This is a genomic window from Pseudomonas sp. SZ40 (genome assembly GCF_052958135.1).
Window position 1 is genome coordinate 386,373 of the sequence record NZ_JBQWIF010000002.1, and the last position, 17,809, is coordinate 404,181.

Here is a 17,809-nt window from a genome sequence, read left to right on the forward strand (position 1 = left end):
CGCCTCGCCCGAGTAGGCCATACTGCAACGCTTCGACCCCGAGAGCGTTGCCATGTCCCTTCCTCTGCCGCAGCGCGTGGCCCGCGCGATCAATGCACAGCCCGGTGAGCTGGCAGCCGCTCTGGCGGGCTTCGCACTGTTTTTCTGCCTGTTCTGCGGCTACTTCATGCTGCGGCCGATCCGTGAGTCCATGGGTATTCAGGCCGGTGTGGAGAATCTGCAGTGGCTGTTCACTGCCACCTTCGTGGTCATGTTGCTGGCCGTGCCGTTGTTCGCCTGGCTCAACTCCAGGGTGCCACGCATCCATTTCATCGATTGGGTCTACGGCTTCTTCTGTCTCAACCTGCTGGCTTTCGCCGTGGCGTTCAGTGTCATGGCCGAGAGTCTGTGGACGGCGCGGGTGTTCTACGTGTGGATATCGGTCTACAACCTGTTCGTGGTGTCCGTGGCCTGGAGCCTGATGGCCGACGTGTTCGATTCGCCGCAGGCCAAGCGGTTGTTCGCCTTCATCGCCGCGGGTGCCAGCGTCGGTGGCCTGGCCGGCCCGGCGCTCAGTGCGCTGCTGGTCGGCACTGTCGGTGCCAGTGGCCTGGCGTTGCTGGCGGCGTTGCTGCTGGCCGGAGCCTTGGCGCTCAAGCATTTCCTGATGGGCTGGCGCGAGCGCGCCGGAGCAGGGCGGCCGGGCGCCAGTCAGGCAGAAAATCCACGGCGACCGGTGGCAGGCAATCCGTTCAGCGGTATGACGCGGGTGTTCCAGTCCTCCTACCTGCTGGGGATATCCGCCTTCGTCATCCTGCTTGCCACGGTCACCACCTTTCTGTACTTCGAGCAGGCGCGGCTGGTGGCCGAGCTGTTCCCGGACCGTGACGAGCAGGTGCGGGTGTTCGGGCTGATCGACTTCGTGGTGCAGGCTGGAGCGCTGCTGGCACAGTTGTTCATCACCGGTCGGGTCGCTCAGCGCCTGGGCGTGCGCGCGTTGCTGGCGGCGGTGCCGGTGCTGATGTGCGTGGGCTTTCTCGCGTTGGCCATGGCGCCAACCTTCGCCGTGCTGGCGGGGTTGATGATCGTACGGCGCATCGGTGAATACGCGTTCGTGCGGCCTGGGCGGGAAATGCTCTTCGCGCCTCTGGATGCCGAGAGCAAGTACAAGGCCAAGAACTTCATCGATACCGTGGTCTATCGCGGTGGTGATGCGGTCAGCGGCTGGGCGAAAAGCCTGATCGACATGCTCGGCTACGGCGTGGCGCTGATCGCGGTGATCGGAGCGCTATGCGCGGCCATTTGGGGGCTCCTCGGCTGGTACCTGGGCGGGCGCGCCGATCGTGGTGAAACCGGTGCGCAGACGCCGCCCGAGGGCAGCGAGGCTCCGCTCAAAGGTTGATCAGTTCGCGCGCCTCGGCGAAGCAGGCTTCGGCCAGCGCCGAGCGTGGGGCACTGCGGCGCATGATCAGCCCCAGTGGCGCCAGGGTATGGGCGTCTTCGATGGGCGTCAGCACCAGCTCATTGGTGAATTCGGCAAGGCCATTGCGCAGCGGCATGATCGAGCAGCACAGGCCGGCGCTGACGGCCTGCAGCAATTGGTGAACGGCATCGGTTTCCAGCTTCGGCAGGGGCGTCAGTCCCCGTGAGCGGAAGCTGTGGTCGATCGACTGGCGGAAATGCATGCCGGCAGACAGCAGTCCCAGAGGCAGGTCGATCAGGCTTTCCCAGCGCAGCGTGGTTTCCGCGAACTGGAAGTGGCGCCGGTCGTACAGCAGTCCCATGCTTGTCGCAGCCAGCTCCAGGCTGTCGAAGTGCTCACGGTCGAGACGGTCGAGGTAAGACAGCCCGAGGTCGAGCTGATTGCTGCCCAGACGTTCGAGAATCTGGTCGCTGCTCAACGCGAACAGCTGGAAGCGCAGCCCGGGATGCTGCTCGGCGAACAGTTGCACCAGGTCCATCGGGTCGAAGCCGGACAGCGGCACCACGCCGAGGCGCAGGGTGCCGACCAGCTGACCGCGACAGGCAGCCGCCTCGGCGTACAGCCCGTCGTGAGCGGCCATCAGGCTACGGGCCCAGGCGAGGATGCGTTCACCCTCCGCGCTGAAGCCCTCGAAGCGCTGCCCGCGGCGCACCAGCTCCAGCCCCAGCTCGTCTTCCAGATTGCGCAGGCGCATCGACAGCGTCGGCTGCGTCACGTGGCAGCGCGCGGCAGCCTGGCCGAAGTGGCGGGTCTCGTCGAGGGCGATCAGAAACTTGAGCTGCTTGATATCCATGGGCGCTTCGTCGGGGCTTGGGCGGCGCTGGCGAAGCGCGTGGAGAGCGCCCTTATCAAGGGCGCTGACGCAATTCTAGCAGTGCAATCAGGAGTGGACGGTGTCGTCTTCAGGCTGGGCCTGGCGCTCGCCCACCCAGTATTCGATCAGGTCGCGCAACTGTGACATTTCCACCGGCTTGGCCATGTGACCGTCCATGCCGACCAGCCGTGCGCGCTCCTTGTGTTCGTTGAGGATGTGCGCGGTAAGCGCGACAACCGGCGTGCGCTGGCGGCGCTCGGCGATTTCCCATGCGCGCAGCTGTTCGGTTGCGGAGAAGCCATCGAGCACCGGCATCTCGCAGTCCATCAATACCAGATCGTAGCGCTGTGCCTTCATCGCGTTGAGGGCTTCCTCGCCGTTGCTCGCCGTGTCGGGCTGCACATTGAGCTTGCCGAGCATGCCGCGAATCACCTTGGTGGAAATGCTGTTGTCCTCGGCGACCAGTATGCGGAAGTCGTCGGGCACCACCAGCGTCGTGGTGCTGGCACTGGTGCTGGGTACCTGGCCATGTTGCCGTTGGGCCAACTCGTCGGCCAGGGTCGCCTTGAGGGTGTAGCCTGCCACCGGCTTGGCGAGGATGCGCTTGATGCCGGCATTGCGCGCGATGATCTTGCTTGGCGCATGGCTGATGCCGGTAAGCATGATGATCAGGATATCGTTGTTGAGGCTCGGGTCTTCCTTGATCTTCGCCGCCAGTTGCATGCCGCTCATGCCGGGCATTTCCTGATCGAGCAGCACCACGTCGAAGTATTCGCGCATGTGCGCCTTGGTGCGCAGCAGCGCCAGCGCCTCCTTGCCCGAGGGTACGCTGCTGACGTTCATGCCCCAGGCATTGCACTGTTGCAGCAGCACCTTGCGGCAGGTGTCGTTGTCGTCCACCACCAGCAGGCGGGTGCCTTGCAGGGTGCCGTCGATATCGGTACCCGGCTGCTGCAGGCGGGCGTTGTCCAGTGGCAGGGTCAGCCACAGGGTCGAGCCCTGATTGCCGCCGCTCTGGATGCCGAACTCGCCACCCATCAGGCGGATCAGCTGACGGGCGATGATCAGGCCCAGGCGCCCCCCCAGGCGCGTGGCCGACAGGAAGTCACGGCTCTGCAGCTCGCTGTTGAGCAGCGCTTCGCGCTCGCTGGCGTTGAGCGGGTGCCCGCTGTCCTGCACGGCGAAGCGCAGGCGCGGTTGTTCGCCGCTGGTGTCGAGCGCCACCACCAGGAGAATCTCGCCTTCGCTGGTCTGCTTGAAGGCGTTGTCGAGCAGGCTCAGCAAGGTCTGGCGCAGGCGCGTCGGGTCGCCGCTGACGATCCTTGGCACCTGGGGCTGGATGAAACTGATCAGCTCGATCTTCTGCAGCTCTGCCTTGGCGCGGAAGATGTCCAGGCAGTCCTCGGTCAGGGCGTTGAGGTCGAACTGCACGTCGTCCAGTTCGATCTGCCCGGACTCCAGTTTGGAGATGTCGAGAATCTCGTTGATCAGATTGAGCAGCTCGTTGCCGGAGCTGTGAATGGTCTGCACGTAGTCGCGTTGTTTCGCCGACAGCGGTGTGCCTAGCAGCAGCTCGGTCATGCCCAGCACCCCGTTCATGGGCGTGCGGATCTCGTGGCTGATCTTGGCCAGGAACTCGGCCTTGGCCTTGAGTTCCGCATCATTGGCGGCCAGTGCCGTGCGTGCTCGCGAGGCCGCACGCTGCAGCTGGCGCTGATGTTCGGCCAGCGCGGCGCTGAGCACCACGCCGCTGAGCGTGGCGATGGTGAACACCCCGGTAACCAGCCAGCCAGGGTCGAGCTGGTTGAAACCGAGCAGAACGGGGATGAACAGCCCGAAGCCAACGTTGAACACCACCATGCCACTGACGATCAGCCGTGCCGACTGGTAACCGTTATGCCAGTGCACGCCGCTGACCAACAGTACGCTCAGGGTGCCCAGCAACACCATCAGATACACCAGGGCGCTGTACCAGAGCAGGCCGGTGATCAGAATGGTCAGGCCCAGCGCCAGGGTCAGCAGCGCATGGCCCTGCAGCAGCCAGTTGAGCTTGCTGCGCTGCATCGGCGTACTGCGAAAGAAGCCGAGGGCGAAGGCTGACAGGCAGAACGCGGCGATCAGTGCGCTGATATCGGCGATCAGCGACTGGTTGTACCCCAGGCGCGGCACCCAGACCGCGAGCATGCCCAGGTTGGCCGCCGCACAGGTTGCCAGGCCTGCGTGCAGCCCGGCCAGCCAGAGGCTGCAGGCCGAGCGCGCGTAGGCGAAGCGGATCAGGTTGTAGACCACCACCAGCAGCAGGGCGCCGAGCAGGGCGCCAAACAGGTAGGCGGGTTTTTCCAGGCTGACCAGTTCGCTCTCGTCGATGACCTTGAACCAGGCCATCAGCGGATGGTTGGAGGTCATCCGCACATAGACTTCCCGCGCCTGGCCGTCATTGGGCAGGGACATCAGGTAAGCGCGCGAAGGCAGTGGTCGCGAATTCAGCGGCATCGACTCGCCGGTGTGCACGCTCTGCTCGATCTGGGTGCCCTGCAGCAGGTAGTAATCGAGGAACTGCACACGCGGAGCGAACACCCATAGCCAGTACGGTGCCTGATGTTCGGGCACGTCGAAGCGCAGCCAGACGGCTTTCTGACTGGGTGGATAGGTGAAGGCGAGGTTATCGAGGGGGAGGAACTGACTGCGCCGCTCGCGCACGTCATCGAGATCCATCTGCGCGCTTTCGTCGACGAAAACCGACCAGCCGGTCGCATAGGGTGTCGAGACTCGCTGCGCCGCGCTGCTCGAAAAGCAGACACCGGCCAACAGCAGGCTGACGAGTAAACCTATGGCGATCCTGAGCCGTCGCACGTGGCAATCCCTTTGAGGTTATACGCTGAATTATAGCCCGCCGTGGTGGCGCAGACTATGACACGGAGACGCTATCCTGACAGCCAGGGCTCGCCGACGATCCGCGAGCCTCGGGGTATTGCCGACAGGCGGCATCGATTGATGCCGCCGTCTTGTTACATCAGTTTTCGCCACGCTCGCGAGCGATCGCGCGATAGCCGATGTCGTTGCGGTGGAACATGCCGTTCCAGCGAATCTTCTCGGCCAGGCGGTAGGCCTGCTGCTGGGCGTCGGCAACGCTGGCGCCGATGGCCGTGGCGCAGAGCACGCGGCCGCCAGCCGTGACGATCTGGCCGTCCTTCAGCGTGGTACCAGCGTGGAACACCTTGCCTTCGAGCGCAGCGGCGTCGTCCAGGCCTTCGATCACGTCGCCCTTGGCGTAGTCGCCAGGGTAGCCGCCTGCAGCCAGAACGACGCCGACGGTTGGGCGTGGATCCCAGCGCGCTTCGACCTTGTCCAGTGCCTTGGCCAGGGCCGCCTCAACCAGCAGCACCAGGGAGGACTCCAGGCGAACCATGATCGGCTGGGTTTCCGGGTCGCCAAAGCGGCAGTTGAATTCGATGACCTTGGGCTTGCCGGCCTTGTCGATCATCAGGCCCGCATACAGGAAACCAGTATAGACATTGCCTTCGGCTGCCATGCCGCGCACGGTCGGGTAGATGACTTCGTCCATCACGCGCTTGTGAACGTCGGCGGTAACTACCGGCGCGGGCGAGTAAGCACCCATGCCGCCGGTGTTCGGGCCACTGTCGGCGTCGCCAACGCGCTTGTGGTCCTGGCTGGTGGCCATCGGCAGCACGTTCTCGCCGTCGACCATGACGATGAAGCTGGCCTCTTCGCCGTCGAGGAATTCCTCGATCACGACGCGCGAACCGGCTTCGCCAAAGGCATTGCCGGCGAGCATGTCGCGCACGGCATCTTCGGCTTCCTGCAGGGTCATGGCGACGATCACGCCTTTGCCGGCAGCCAGGCCGTCGGCCTTGATCACGATCGGTGCGCCTTTTTCACGCAGGTAGGCCAGGGCAGGCTCCACTTCGGTGAAGTTCTGGTAGTCGGCGGTAGGGATGTTCTGGCGCGCCAGGAAATCCTTGGTGAAGGCCTTGGAGCCTTCCAGTTGGGCGGCTGCGGCGGTGGGGCCGAAGATATCCAGCTTGCGGGTACGGAACAGATCGACCACGCCTTTGACCAGCGGGGCTTCCGGGCCGACGATGGTCAGCTGTACGTTTTGCTCGGCGAAATCGGCCAGCGCCTGAATGTCCAGGACGTCGATGGCGACGTTCTCGCATTTGGCTTCGGTGGCGGTGCCGGCGTTGCCCGGGGCGATGAAGACTTTCTCGACACGCTTGTCCTGCGCCACTTTCCAGGCCAGGGCGTGTTCACGACCGCCGCTGCCGATGATCAATACGTTCATGTCTCTCTCCCTATGGAGGCGGGCCTTGAGCCCGCGCGGTGGATAAGCGAAGCGTTATCCACCCTACGAATTGCGAGGCTGCGATGAAGCCGGTAGATGCCAGGCGCCCTGGGTTTCGACAAGCGGAGTTGCCTGGTGGCAATGAGCATGGCGAAACCCGGGGCAACGAGGCAGATGCCGGTTTCAGTGCGGCCGATTTAGTGTCTAAAGTGGCGCATGCCGGTGAACACCATGGCAATACCCGCTTCATCGGCGGCGGCGATCACTTCGTTGTCGCGCATCGAACCGCCTGGCTGGATCACCGCGGTGATGCCGGCCTTGGCGGCATTGTCGATGCCGTCGCGGAACGGGAAGAAGGCGTCGGAGGCCATCACCGCGCCTGGAACCGGCAGGCCGGCGTGTTCAGCCTTGATGGCGGCGATGCGCGCGGAGTTGACGCGGCTCATCTGGCCGGCGCCGACGCCGACGGTCTGGCGATTCTTGGCATAGACGATGGCGTTGGATTTGACGAACTTGGCTACTTTCCAGGCGAAGATCAGGTCATGTACTTCCTGCTCGCTCGGTGCGCGCTGGGTGACGATCTTCAGATCAGCGGCAGTGATCATGCCGATATCGCGGCTCTGCACCAGCAGGCCACCGTTGACGCGCTTGAAGTCCCAGCCAGCAGCACGCTCGGCCGGCCATTCGCCGCACTCGAGCAGGCGCACGTTGGCTTTGGCGGCGACCACTTCACGGGCAGCAGCGCTGATTTTCGGGGCGATGATCACTTCGACGAACTGGCGCTCGACGATGGCCTTGGCGGTTTCGCCATCCAGCTCTCGGTTGAAGGCGATGATGCCGCCGAATGCCGACTCGGTGTCGGTGGCATAGGCCAGGTCGTAGGCCTTGCGGATACCGCCTTCGTTTTCCGGCACCACGGCAACGCCGCAGGGGTTGGCGTGCTTGACGATCACGCAGGCCGGCTTGACGAAGCTCTTCACGCATTCCAGCGCAGCGTCGGTATCCGCCACGTTGTTGAACGACAGTTCCTTACCCTGCAACTGAATGGCAGTGGCCACGCAGGCTTCGTCGGCATGCTCGACGTAGAAGGCGGCTTTCTGGTGCGGGTTCTCACCGTAGCGCATGTCCTGCGCCTTGATGAATTGCGTGTTGAAGGTGCGCGGGAACAGGTTGCGGTCGGCAGTGCTCAGGGTGTCGCGACTCTGTTCGATGGTGCCCAGGTAGTTGGCGATCATGCCGTCATAGGCAGCGGTGTGCTCGAAGGCTTTCAGGGCCAGGTCGAAGCGCTGGGCGTAGCTCAGACCACCGGCCTTCAGGGACTCGACGATCGCGGCGTAGTCACCGGCATTGACCACGATGGCCACGTCCTTGTGGTTCTTCGCAGCCGAACGCACCATGGTCGGGCCGCCGATATCGATGTTCTCGATGGCGTCGGCCAGGTCACAGCCAGGCTTGGCCACGGTGGCGGCGAAGGGGTACAGGTTGACGGCCACCAGGTCGATCGGCTTGATGCCGTGCTCGTCCATCACCGCACCATCGAGGGCGCGACGGCCAAGGATGCCGCCGTGGATCTTCGGGTGCAGGGTCTTCACCCGGCCGTCCATCATCTCCGGAAAACCGGTGTAATCGGCCACTTCCACTGCCGCCACGCCATTGTCCTTGAGCAGCTTGTAGGTGCCCCCGGTGGAGAGGATTTCCACGTTGAGGGCAACGAGCTCGCGGGCGAATTCGAGGATGCCGGTCTTGTCGGACACGCTGATCAGCGCGCGGCGGACGGGGAGGCGGGTGGTCTGGTCGGTCATTTCAGCGTCCATCAGAGCAGAGTATTAGCAAAAAAGGCGGCTTCGTTAGAGCCGCCCTTTCCGGGAATGCAGGGTCACAGCAGGTCGTACTGCTTGAGCTTCTTGCGCAGGGTGCCGCGGTTCAGGCCGAGCAGCTCGGAGGCTTTGGTCTGGTTACCCTTCACGTAGTTCATGACGGTTTCCAGCAGTGGGGCTTCAACTTCGGTGAGCACCAGATTGTAGACGTCGGTGACGTCCGCACCTTCGAGGTGGGCGAAGTAGTTGTGCAGGGCTTTCTCGACACTGCCGCGCAGGGTCTGGCCTTCTTCGCTCGGCGTGTTGAGGTGCTGTTTCAAACTGGCGTTGTCGCTCACGGGTGCAATCCCACTTCCTAAAGTCTCGTTCAACATTGTCATGCGGCCACCCCTTCGTCGTCGTTGTAGCGATCACCGAAGAACTGGCGAACGCTTGCACACTGCGCCTCCTGGCTGTCCAGACGATTGAACTCGGCTCGGAACTCACGGGCGCCGGGTAGCGTCGCGAGGTACCAGCCAACGTGCTTGCGGGCGATGCGCACACCCATCACATCGCCATAGAAGGCGTGGAGGGCGGCCAGGTGCTCGAGCAGGATGCGTTCAATTTCGGTCAGCGCCGGGGCGGGGCAATGGGCACCGGTGCGCAGGTAATGCTCTATTTCTCTGAAAATCCATGGGCGCCCCTGGGCAGCCCTGCCGATCAGCAGACCATCGGCACCGGTGGCGGCCAGCACGTGGGCGGCCTTTTCCGGTGAGTCGATATCGCCATTGGCCAATACCGGGATGGACACTGCCTGCTTGATGGCGGCAATGGTGTCGTACTCCGCTTCGCCGGTGTACAGGTCGGCGCGGGTACGGCCATGTACCGCCAGGGCGACGATGCCGCATTGTTCGGCGATACGTGCCACGTCGACACCGTTCTTGTTCTGTCTGTCCCAGCCGGTGCGGATCTTCAGCGTGACCGGGACGTCTACCGCGGCTACCACGGCCTCGAGGATCGCTTGCACCAGTGGCTGATCCTTGAGCAGGGCGGAGCCGGCGGCCTTGTTGCAGACCTTCTTGGCCGGGCAGCCCATGTTGATGTCGATGATCTGGGCGCCCAGTTGCACATTGGCCCGTGCTGCCTCGGCGAGCATCTGCGGGTCCCCGCCGGCGATCTGCACGGAGCGTGGCTCCGGATCGCCGCTGTGGATCATGCGCAGGCTCGACTTGCGCGTATTCCACAGGCGCACATCGCTGGTGACCATCTCCGACACCACCATGCCGGCGCCAAGGCGGCGGCAGAGCTGTCGGAACGGCTGATCGGTGACGCCGGCCATGGGGGCCAGGATCAGTCGATTGGGCAATGTATAGGGGCCGATGCTTAGCGCCGACATAGGGCTTCCCTGCTCAAGAGACGTGCTGTTGAGGCCAGTAGGAGAGTGCGAAAAAGGGTGGAGATCATACCCGCTCTGAATGACCGGATAAAGGTGGTTTTGAACAAAATCTGAACAGTTGACCTGTGGTCTGCCGTCGCGCTGCCTGCTTGCCGCGTCGCAGACGCCCGCTCGCCGGCAGCCGTCCATCGGCTGGCCGCGGCTACTCCGGCGAGTGGAAGTTGAGGCTGTAGTTCACCGCGCGAGCGCCTGGGTCGAGGATGTCGAGGGCGATATGGATCGGCGTTTGTGGGGGCATTTCCGCCTGACCGGCCAGTTCACCCGCCAGGTATTCGCTGGGTTTGAAGCGGCGGCTGGCGATCAGTTGGCCGTTGAGATCGGCGAAGCGCATTTCCAGCAGAGGGAATGGCTGGGAGAAGGGCGCACGATTGTAGAGGATCGCGTCGACGACCAGTGCTCCGCTGAATTCCGGGTGGCTGCGCACCACCAGATTGCTGCTCTTGATCTGCTCGATATCGACCTTCGATGGCAGGGTGCAGCCGATCACCGGGCAGGCCTGTTCGAACCAGGGGCGGTACTGATCCTGGCGCGCCAGCTCGGCGTAGTGATAGATCACGTATTGCCCGGCCAGTGCGGTAGCGGCCAGCAGATTCAGCAGTCCCCAGCCAATCCAGCGGCCCCAGGGCTTGCGCGGCGGGCGCCAATCCAGTTGCAGCGGCTCTTCTTCGAGCTCGAACAGCGCATCGTTGCGCAGATTGGGTTCGCTGCGCGGTGCGCGCTGGGCCTTCTTCTGCCTGGGGGGCGGTGGCGCATCCAGATCCTCGTCCTGGGGCTCAGGCTCGATGGCGGCAGGTTCTTCATCGCGTTGCGCACTCAGGCTGAAGGCCGGCTCGGCATCGTCGCGGGCCGTGCCGCGTTTCACCGGAGCATCGATCAGATCGCGGATACCGGGCGTCTTCGGGATCGGCGGCATATCGTCAGGCACATGGCTGCTTGGCGGTGGCGGCTGGCCGAAATCCGGCGACTGCAGAGGTGGTTGTTCGCTCAGCGGCTCCAGCTCCAGCTTGCTGACGGGTGGGTCGTCGCGCAGCAAGGCTTCGGCCCAGCGCTCGTCCTCGGCCGGCTCATCGTCATCTTCCGCCTGGTCGAAGCGCGGCGTCTGTCGCGAGGGCTGGTCGAGTTCGAGAAACTGCCTGGACAACTGCTGTTCCTGAGCTTCGAGCTTGGCCAGCTCCTCGTCCAGATCCAGATCATCGAGGTCCAGGTCGTCGTGGATCCACAGGGTTTCGTCGTCGAGCTTGCCGGGCTTGGCGGGAGGCGGCGTTTCTGGCGCAATGCTGATTGCAGGTGCAGGTGCAGGTGCAGGTGCAGGTGCAGGTGCAGGTGCAGGTGCAGGTGGTGCGGCTTTTGGCGCCGCAGGCGCAGCCGCTCGCATGTCCGGGATGTTGTGACCCTGCTCGCGCAACTGGCGCGCCGCATTGAACACCTGCAGGCAGGCGCCGCAGCGCACCGAGCCCTGGGCAATACCGAGTTGCACCAGATTCACGCGGAAGCTGGTGCTGCAGTTCGGGCATTGGGTGACGAAACTTTCGGTCATGCGTAATCCGAGGGCCGCGGGGTGGCGAAAACGGGGCGTTAGTCTAACCCAACAGATTGCAAAAGCAGCATTAAGTGCCGCGCCTGCAACGCGGCAGTGGGCTTAGCGACGAACGCCGCTGATGCGCACCCAGCTATCCTGAGTCGCGGTCGGGTCGAGCGCGAAGTCGGCTTCGTAGGCGGCGCGCACTTCGTCGGCCTGTTCGGCAAGAATGCCGGACAGTGCCAGGCGGCCGCCGCTTTTCACCAGGCGGGTAATCTGCGGCGCCAGGCTGACCAGTGGCCCGGCGAGAATGTTGGCCACCACCACATCGGCTGGCTCCTGAGGCAGGTCGGCCGGCAGGTAGACCGGAAAGCGCTCCTCGGCGATGCCGTTGCGCCCGGCATTGTCGCGGGAGGCCTCCAGAGCCTGCGGATCGATGTCGGTGCCGACTGCGCGGGGGGCGCCGAGCAGCAGCGCGGCGATGGCGAGGATGCCCGAGCCGCAACCGAAATCCAGCACGCTGCAACCGTCCAGTTTCTGGGCGTCGAGCCATTGCAGGCACAGTGAGGTAGTCGGGTGGGTACCGGTACCGAAGGCCAGGCCGGGATCGAGCAGCAGATTGACCGCGTCCGGCTCCGGTGCTTCGTGCCAGCTCGGCACGATCCACAGGCGCTGACCGAAACGCATCGGCGCGAATCCGTCCATCCAGCTGCGCTCCCAGTCCTGATCGGCGATCACCTCGAAGTGATGTTCGGGCAGCTCGCCACCGGTCAGCAGTCGCAAGTGCGCGCTCAGGGCCTCGGCGTCGGTGTCGGCCTCGAACAGGGCCAGCAGATGGGTGTTGCTCCACAGCGGCGTGGTGCCCAGATCCGGCTCGAAAATCGGCTGATCCTCGGCATCCATGAAGGTTACCGATACCGCGCCAACTTCCAGCAGGGCGTCTTCATAGGTTGGCGCCTGCTCGGGAGTGATGGCGAGACGGACTTGTAACCAGGGCATGGAGAAACCTCGAAGACGTGACGTTGAACCTTTATGGCGGCGGCAAGCTTACTTGAGGCGTCTCGACCACGCCAGCCGGGAGCTCTGCGCGTAGCAAGCCGCGGTAGGCAAGGTGGCATGAGCCAGCACCGAGCAATGCGGGGAGCAGCAGGTTGATGCCCGGCACTGGCGCGATCAGCAGAATCAACAGGCCGAATGCTGTCATGGCACCGCGTTGCTGCCGAACCGCGTGCATCTGTTCGCTGCCGTTGGCAAGGTCGGACAGCGCGGCGGGTATCAGGAAGCGTACGTTCAGGTAAGCCAGCAGCAGGAGCAGCAGCACGCCATTTACCAGTGGTATCAGCAGGCACAGCACGGTACCGACGCTCAGGCCCAGCCAGGGGCCGATATGGTAGCGGGCGCCATGCAGCCGCTGACTCGGCTGTGCCTGGCGCAGGGCCAGCGTCGGATAATGGCGCAAGGCGCGCTCGCGCAGGCTGTCCATCAGCACCCAGCGCAAGGCCAGGCGGATGCTTATCACGATCAAGGCGATGTAGAGCGTGCAGATCATGGCCAGTGTCAGCAGCCCGGCATACAGCACCAGCATCCCCAGGGCAGGAGCAATACCAGCCATGCCGGTCAGGCTGGCAGCACCGGCGCCGCCCATGCCCGGAAGCAAGCCCAGAACCGCAGCGCCCATGACGATGAACAGCGAGAGCATGCCGGCAAGCTGGGCGATTACTTCGAACTGAGCGTAGAACAGCCAGGTCCACAGGCCGAACGCCAGCAGGCAAAGGCCGCAGGAGCGCGTCAGTACGCCGAGGCCGAGGCTGCTGCGCACTGCAAGCGCCAGGCAGATGGTGGCTTCGCCAAAGGCGCTGGAGATGGACTGGCAGCGGCTCTTGAGCGACATCTGGTATACCTGAGGGAATGGAAAAGGGCCGCATTGCGCGGCCCTTCTGGTTTAGTGCTTGTCCATACCCAGTTTCTTTTCCAGGTAGTGGATATTCACGCCACCTTCGCAGAAGCCCTTGTCCACCACCAGATTGCGGTGCAGGGGCACGTTGGTCTTGATGCCATCGACGACGATTTCTTCCAGGGCATTACGCATGCGGGCCAGGGCCTCGTCACGGGTGGTGCCGTAGGTGATCAGCTTGCCGATCAGCGAATCGTAGTTCGGCGGTACCGAGTAGCCGCTGTACAGGTGCGAGTCGACACGTACGCCAAAGCCGCCTGGGGCATGGAAGTGCTTCACCTTGCCCGGGCAGGGCATGAAGGTATCCGGGTCTTCGGCGTTGATGCGGCACTCCAGGGCATGGCCCAGAAGCTTCACGTCTTCCTGCTTGTACGACAGCTTGTTGCCAGCGGCGATGCTGAGCATCTCCTTGACGATGTCGATACCGGTGACCATTTCGGTGACCGGGTGCTCGACCTGCACGCGAGTGTTCATCTCGATGAAGTAGAAACGACCGTCTTCATAGAGGAACTCGAAGGTGCCAGCACCGCGGTAGCCGATTTCGATGCAGGCATCGACGCACCGTTGCAGCACTTCGGCACGGGCGGTTTCGTCGATCATCGGCGCCGGAGCTTCTTCCAGTACCTTCTGGTGACGGCGCTGCAGCGAGCAGTCGCGGTCATAGAGGTGGATGGCGTTGCCCTGGCCGTCGGACAGCACCTGGACTTCCACGTGACGCGGATTGCCGAGGAACTTCTCCAGATAGACCATCGGATTGCCGAACACCGAGCCGGCTTCGCTGCGGGTCAGGCGGGCCGATTTGATCAGGTCCTCTTCTTTCCAGACCACGCGCATGCCGCGACCACCGCCGCCGCCAGCGGCCTTGATGATCACCGGGTAACCGACCTCGCGGGCGATGGCCAGGGCGGTTGCGTCGTCTTCCGGCAATGGACCGTCAGAGCCGGGCACCACGGGGACACCGGCCTTGATCATGGCGTGCTTGGCGGAAACCTTGTCACCCATCAGGCGAATGGTGGTGGCTTTCGGGCCAATGAAGGCAAAACCGGAATTTTCCACCTGCTCGGCGAAATCGGCGTTTTCCGCGAGGAAGCCGTAGCCAGGGTGGATGGCGGTCGCGCCGGTAACTTCCGCGGCACTGATGATCGCCGGGATGTTCAGGTACGACAGGTTGCCGGGTGCCGGGCCGATACAGACGGACTCGTCGGCCAGGGCCAGGTGCATCAGTTCGCGGTCGGCGGTGGAGTGCACGGCGACGGTCTTGATGCCCAGCTCCTTGCAGGCACGCAGGATGCGCAGGGCGATCTCGCCACGGTTGGCGATCAGAACTTTTTCCAGCTTCTGCATTACGGGTTCCCCGTGCATCAGACGATGGTGAACAGCGGTTGATCGTATTCCACCGGCTGGCCGTTCTCGCCCAGGATGGATTCGATCGTGCCGCTGGTTTCGGCCTCGATGTGGTTCATCATCTTCATCGCTTCGACGATGCAGAGGATGTCGCCTTTCTTCACGGTCGAGCCAACTTCAACGAAGTTGCCCGAGGTTGGCGAAGCGGCGCGGTAGAAGGTACCGACCATCGGCGAACGTACGACGGTGCCGTTCAGTTTGGCAGCGGCCGGAGCGGCGGCTTCGGCAGCGGCAGCCGGAGCGGCGGCAGCGACTGGAGCAGGGGCCGGCGCATAGGTAGGCTGGACGTAGGCCGGTTGCTTGCCGTGACGGCTGATGCGTACGGACTCTTCGCCTTCCTTGATTTCCAGTTCGTCGATGCCGGACTCTTCCAGCAGCTCGATCAGTTTTTTGACTTTGCGAATATCCATAGGTGTTCAACTCCCAGTCTGGTCAGGGTCGTTCAAGTTGTGCGAATGAACCGCCGCATCATGGCGTCGGTTTCAGGTGTTTTTGCTCGCCAGGTTTTCCAGGGCCGCCTCGAGGGCCAGCCGATAACCGCTGGCGCCGAGACCGCAGATCACGCCCACCGCCACGTCGGAGAAGTAGGAGTGATGCCGGAAAGGCTCGCGCTTGTGCACATTGGAGAGGTGCACTTCGATGAATGGGATGCTCACCGCCAGCAACGCGTCACGTAATGCGACGCTGGTGTGAGTGAAGGCGGCCGGGTTGATGATGATGAAGTCGACGCCTTCGCCTCTGGCAGCGTGGATGCGGTCGATCAGTTCATACTCGGCATTGCTCTGCAGATACAGCAGGTGATGGCCGGCCTCGCGGGCACGTTGCTCGAGGTCGAGATTGATCTGCTCGAGGGTCGTGGCGCCATAGGTACCGGGTTCTCGGGTGCCGAGCAGGTTCAAATTGGGGCCGTGCAAAACCAGTAGGGTCGACATGATCCGGGCTTCCTTCTTTTTAGCTGCGCGGACTCTGCCAGAGTTGCCGTAGGGCTGTCCAGTTTTCGGGAGTAGTCAGCACGATCCGTGCAGGGTTGGCCGGATATGTGACCGAATTGCTTAAAATCGTTCTCGTGCCCGGCCCAGGCGTTCGGAAAATGCAGCTGCGTCGATCTCGCCGACCACCCGCAGGTCGTGCAATTCCTCGCCGCTGCCGTCGAACATCTGGATAGCTGGCGGGCCGAACAGTTGGTAGCGATCGAGCAGTGCACGTTGGGCCGCCGTGCTGTCGGTCATGTCGAAACGCAGCAAATGATAGTCGGCCAGTTGCGGGCCTACCTGTGGCGAATTGAATACCTCGCGCTCGATCTTCTTGCAGCTGATGCACCAGTCTGCGTACCAATCGAGCAGCAATGGCTGGCCTGCGCCCTTGGCCTGCGCCAGGGCAGCATCCAGTTCGGCGGGGGTGCTGACGGTTTGCCAGCTGCCAGCCGTCGCGCTGCTCTGCGAGGCGCCAGGCAAACCGCTGCCCAGCGGTCGCAGCGGGTCGTCGCGGCCTTGCAGGGCTCCTGTCCAGGCTGCCAGGGCGTAGAGCAGCAAGGCCAGCCCCACGAGTTGAGCCAGTTTGCCCCGCGGGGTCTTGGGCGTGAACTCCAGCGTGCCAAGGAACAGCGCGACGCCTGCGGCCAGCAGGCCCCACAGCGCCAGCGACAGGTGACCGGGCAGCACCCGCTCGAGCAGCCACACCGAGACTGCCAGCAGCATCACGCCAAAGGCGTTGCGCACGGCGACCATCCAGGTACCGGATTTGGGCAGCAGTGCGCCGCCGCCCGCTGCGAAGATCACCAGCGGCGTGCCCATGCCCAAACCGAGAGCGAACAGCTGCAACGCGCCACCAACGGCATCCCCCGTGCTACTGATATAGAGCAGCAACGCGGTGAATGGCGCGGTGATGCAGGGGGACACGATCAGGCTGGAAAGCACCCCCAGGGTCGCCGCGCCGGCCAGGGTGCCGCCCTGGGTCTGTGCGGCCTTGCGGTCCAGGCGCTCACGAATGAAGGCCGGCAGGCGCAGTTCGAAGACGCCGAACATGGCCACCGCGAACAACGCGAAGAACAGCGCGAATGGCACCAGAATCCAGGGTGATTGCAGCATCGCCTGCAAATTGAGCTTGGCGCCGAACAGCCCCATCAGGGCGCCGAGCGCGGCATAACAGGCAGCCATCGGCAGCACGTAGGCCAGCGACAGCGCCAGCCCACGGCTTCTGCTCGGGCGGCCGCGCAGCACCACGCCGGACAGGATCGGCAGCATGGGCAGCACGCAGGGTGTGAAGGTCAGCGTCAGGCCAGCCGCGAACATCAGCGCCAGGTCCACCCAGCTCCAGCCAGTTTTGCTCGGCAACGCTTCGCCGCTCGAACCATCAACCCCGCCATTGATGGCCAGTGTCTCGGTTTCCGGCGGGTAACACAGGCCCTTGTCGGCGCAGCCCTGGTAGGTGACGGCGATGTTGAGAGGGCGATTGTCCGGATTGTCGAGCGGCACGTCGACATCCAGCACCTCGTAGAACACCTGCACGTCGCCAAAGTACTGGTCGTTCTTGTGCAGACCTTCCGGCACGTTCACGGCAGCGCCAGCAAGCGCAGCAGGCTCGACCTTGAACTTGAACTGGTGGCGATAGAGGTAATAACCCTCGGCCGCGACGAAGCGCACGGTCGCCGAGGTTGGCGAACTGCTCACCAGGCTCAGTTTGAATGCCTCGCGCACGGGCAGGAAATCGTCGCTGTTGTTCAGCGCCTGGCCGAGCGGCGCGGCATTCGGGCGGCTGTCGAAAACGCCAGCGCTGGCAGGCAGAGCGACGAGCAACAGCAGCAGGCAGAGGAAACGTGGCATGGGGATCTCGTACGGCGTGAATCGCGCCATCATAACGGAGCCAGCGCCGCATGCCATGGGGCGTGCTGTAAGTGACGGTTGCGCCAGCCCGGATCGGTCCGCTCTGGCGGATGACCGTGCGGCATAAGGCCGCGTATGTGCAAGGTCCAAGACGACAGCGGACATTCGATCCGGTGGGCTAAAGCCCACCCTACAGCTCGCTGGCTTGAGGACGCCTGCCCCTGGGGAGTTGTGCGGCATAAGGCCGCGTATGTGCAAGGTCCAAGACGACAGCGGACA

General features: G+C 63.8%; 14 protein-coding genes. 1 reads left to right on the forward strand and 13 read right to left on the reverse strand.

Annotated features, from left to right (window positions below):
- The first annotated feature begins 52 nt into the window (after window positions 1-52).
- A complete protein-coding gene (locus tag ACT9T4_RS03715) occupies window positions 53-1,381 on the forward strand; it encodes an NTP/NDP exchange transporter (RefSeq protein WP_179539755.1) in 1,329 nt (442 codons plus the stop codon).
- On the opposite strand, the gene ACT9T4_RS03720 is transcribed toward ACT9T4_RS03715, so the two are convergent.
- The 13 genes from ACT9T4_RS03720 to ACT9T4_RS03780 form a co-directional block, all read right to left on the reverse strand.
- Window positions 1,371-2,255, reverse strand: coding sequence for a LysR family transcriptional regulator (locus ACT9T4_RS03720; RefSeq protein WP_499115552.1), 885 nt, complete (start codon window positions 2,253-2,255; stop codon window positions 1,371-1,373). The two genes, ACT9T4_RS03715 and ACT9T4_RS03720, sit on opposite strands and share 11 nt — an antisense overlap.
- Before the next feature lie 87 nt (window positions 2,256-2,342).
- Window positions 2,343-5,129 carry a hybrid sensor histidine kinase/response regulator gene (locus ACT9T4_RS03725; RefSeq protein ID WP_499115554.1) on the reverse strand — a complete coding sequence of 929 codons (2,787 nt, stop codon included), beginning with the start codon at window positions 5,127-5,129 and terminating at the stop codon, window positions 2,343-2,345.
- A gap of 160 nt (window positions 5,130-5,289) precedes the next feature.
- Entirely contained in the window at window positions 5,290-6,579 is a 1,290-nt protein-coding gene (gene purD, locus ACT9T4_RS03730) for a phosphoribosylamine--glycine ligase (protein ID WP_042554509.1), read from the reverse strand.
- Window positions 6,580-6,776: 197 nt separating this feature from the next.
- Window positions 6,777-8,381, reverse strand: a complete 1,605-nt coding sequence (gene purH / locus ACT9T4_RS03735; RefSeq protein WP_499115557.1) for a bifunctional phosphoribosylaminoimidazolecarboxamide formyltransferase/IMP cyclohydrolase — start codon at window positions 8,379-8,381, stop codon at window positions 6,777-6,779.
- 74 nt (window positions 8,382-8,455) lie between these two features.
- Window positions 8,456-8,776, reverse strand: a complete 321-nt coding sequence (gene fis / locus ACT9T4_RS03740) for a DNA-binding transcriptional regulator Fis (protein ID WP_042554510.1) — start codon at window positions 8,774-8,776, stop codon at window positions 8,456-8,458.
- A complete protein-coding gene (dusB, locus tag ACT9T4_RS03745) occupies window positions 8,773-9,771 on the reverse strand; it encodes a tRNA dihydrouridine synthase DusB (RefSeq protein WP_042554511.1) in 999 nt (332 codons plus the stop codon). The genes fis and dusB overlap by 4 nt, the downstream gene beginning before the upstream one ends.
- 202 nt (window positions 9,772-9,973) lie before the next feature.
- Entirely contained in the window at window positions 9,974-11,368 is a 1,395-nt protein-coding gene (locus ACT9T4_RS03750; protein WP_179539757.1) for a DUF3426 domain-containing protein, read from the reverse strand.
- 102 nt (window positions 11,369-11,470) lie between these two features.
- Window positions 11,471-12,349, reverse strand: coding sequence for a 50S ribosomal protein L11 methyltransferase (gene prmA / locus ACT9T4_RS03755; RefSeq protein WP_499115559.1), 879 nt, complete (start codon window positions 12,347-12,349; stop codon window positions 11,471-11,473).
- A gap of 31 nt (window positions 12,350-12,380) precedes the next feature.
- Window positions 12,381-13,241, reverse strand: a complete 861-nt coding sequence (locus ACT9T4_RS03760) for a hypothetical protein (protein WP_499115560.1) — start codon at window positions 13,239-13,241, stop codon at window positions 12,381-12,383.
- 51 nt (window positions 13,242-13,292) lie between these two features.
- Entirely contained in the window at window positions 13,293-14,648 is a 1,356-nt protein-coding gene (gene accC, locus ACT9T4_RS03765; protein WP_042554515.1) for an acetyl-CoA carboxylase biotin carboxylase subunit, read from the reverse strand.
- A 17-nt stretch (window positions 14,649-14,665) separates the two neighbouring features.
- Entirely contained in the window at window positions 14,666-15,118 is a 453-nt protein-coding gene (gene accB, locus ACT9T4_RS03770; RefSeq protein WP_042554516.1) for an acetyl-CoA carboxylase biotin carboxyl carrier protein, read from the reverse strand.
- Between the two features lie 72 nt (window positions 15,119-15,190).
- Complete coding sequence (aroQ, locus tag ACT9T4_RS03775) at window positions 15,191-15,640, reverse strand: type II 3-dehydroquinate dehydratase (RefSeq protein WP_042554517.1); 450 nt, start codon at window positions 15,638-15,640, stop codon at window positions 15,191-15,193.
- A gap of 120 nt (window positions 15,641-15,760) precedes the next feature.
- A complete protein-coding gene (locus ACT9T4_RS03780) occupies window positions 15,761-17,530 on the reverse strand; it encodes a protein-disulfide reductase DsbD (RefSeq protein WP_082045810.1) in 1,770 nt (589 codons plus the stop codon).
- Window positions 17,531-17,809 lie beyond the last annotated feature (279 nt).

Bases quoted from the DNA above. Each gene is read 5' to 3' on its own strand.
- ACT9T4_RS03715 (WP_179539755.1), top strand. From the start codon at position 53: ATGTCCCTTCCTCTGCCGCAGCGCGTGGCCCGCGCGATCAATGCACAG.
- ACT9T4_RS03720 (WP_499115552.1), bottom strand. From the start codon at position 2,255: ATGGATATCAAGCAGCTCAAGTTTCTGATCGCCCTCGACGAGACCCGC.
- purD (WP_042554509.1), bottom strand. From the start codon at position 6,579: ATGAACGTATTGATCATCGGCAGCGGCGGTCGTGAACACGCCCTGGCC.
- purH (WP_499115557.1), bottom strand. From the start codon at position 8,381: ATGACCGACCAGACCACCCGCCTCCCCGTCCGCCGCGCGCTGATCAGC.
- fis (WP_042554510.1), bottom strand. From the start codon at position 8,776: ATGACAATGTTGAACGAGACTTTAGGAAGTGGGATTGCACCCGTGAGC.
- dusB (WP_042554511.1), bottom strand. From the start codon at position 9,771: ATGTCGGCGCTAAGCATCGGCCCCTATACATTGCCCAATCGACTGATC.
- ACT9T4_RS03750 (WP_179539757.1), bottom strand. From the start codon at position 11,368: ATGACCGAAAGTTTCGTCACCCAATGCCCGAACTGCAGCACCAGCTTC.
- prmA (WP_499115559.1), bottom strand. From the start codon at position 12,349: ATGCCCTGGTTACAAGTCCGTCTCGCCATCACTCCCGAGCAGGCGCCA.
- ACT9T4_RS03760 (WP_499115560.1), bottom strand. From the start codon at position 13,241: ATGTCGCTCAAGAGCCGCTGCCAGTCCATCTCCAGCGCCTTTGGCGAA.
- accC (WP_042554515.1), bottom strand. From the start codon at position 14,648: ATGCAGAAGCTGGAAAAAGTTCTGATCGCCAACCGTGGCGAGATCGCC.
- accB (WP_042554516.1), bottom strand. From the start codon at position 15,118: ATGGATATTCGCAAAGTCAAAAAACTGATCGAGCTGCTGGAAGAGTCC.
- aroQ (WP_042554517.1), bottom strand. From the start codon at position 15,640: ATGTCGACCCTACTGGTTTTGCACGGCCCCAATTTGAACCTGCTCGGC.
- ACT9T4_RS03780 (WP_082045810.1), bottom strand. From the start codon at position 17,530: ATGCCACGTTTCCTCTGCCTGCTGCTGTTGCTCGTCGCTCTGCCTGCC.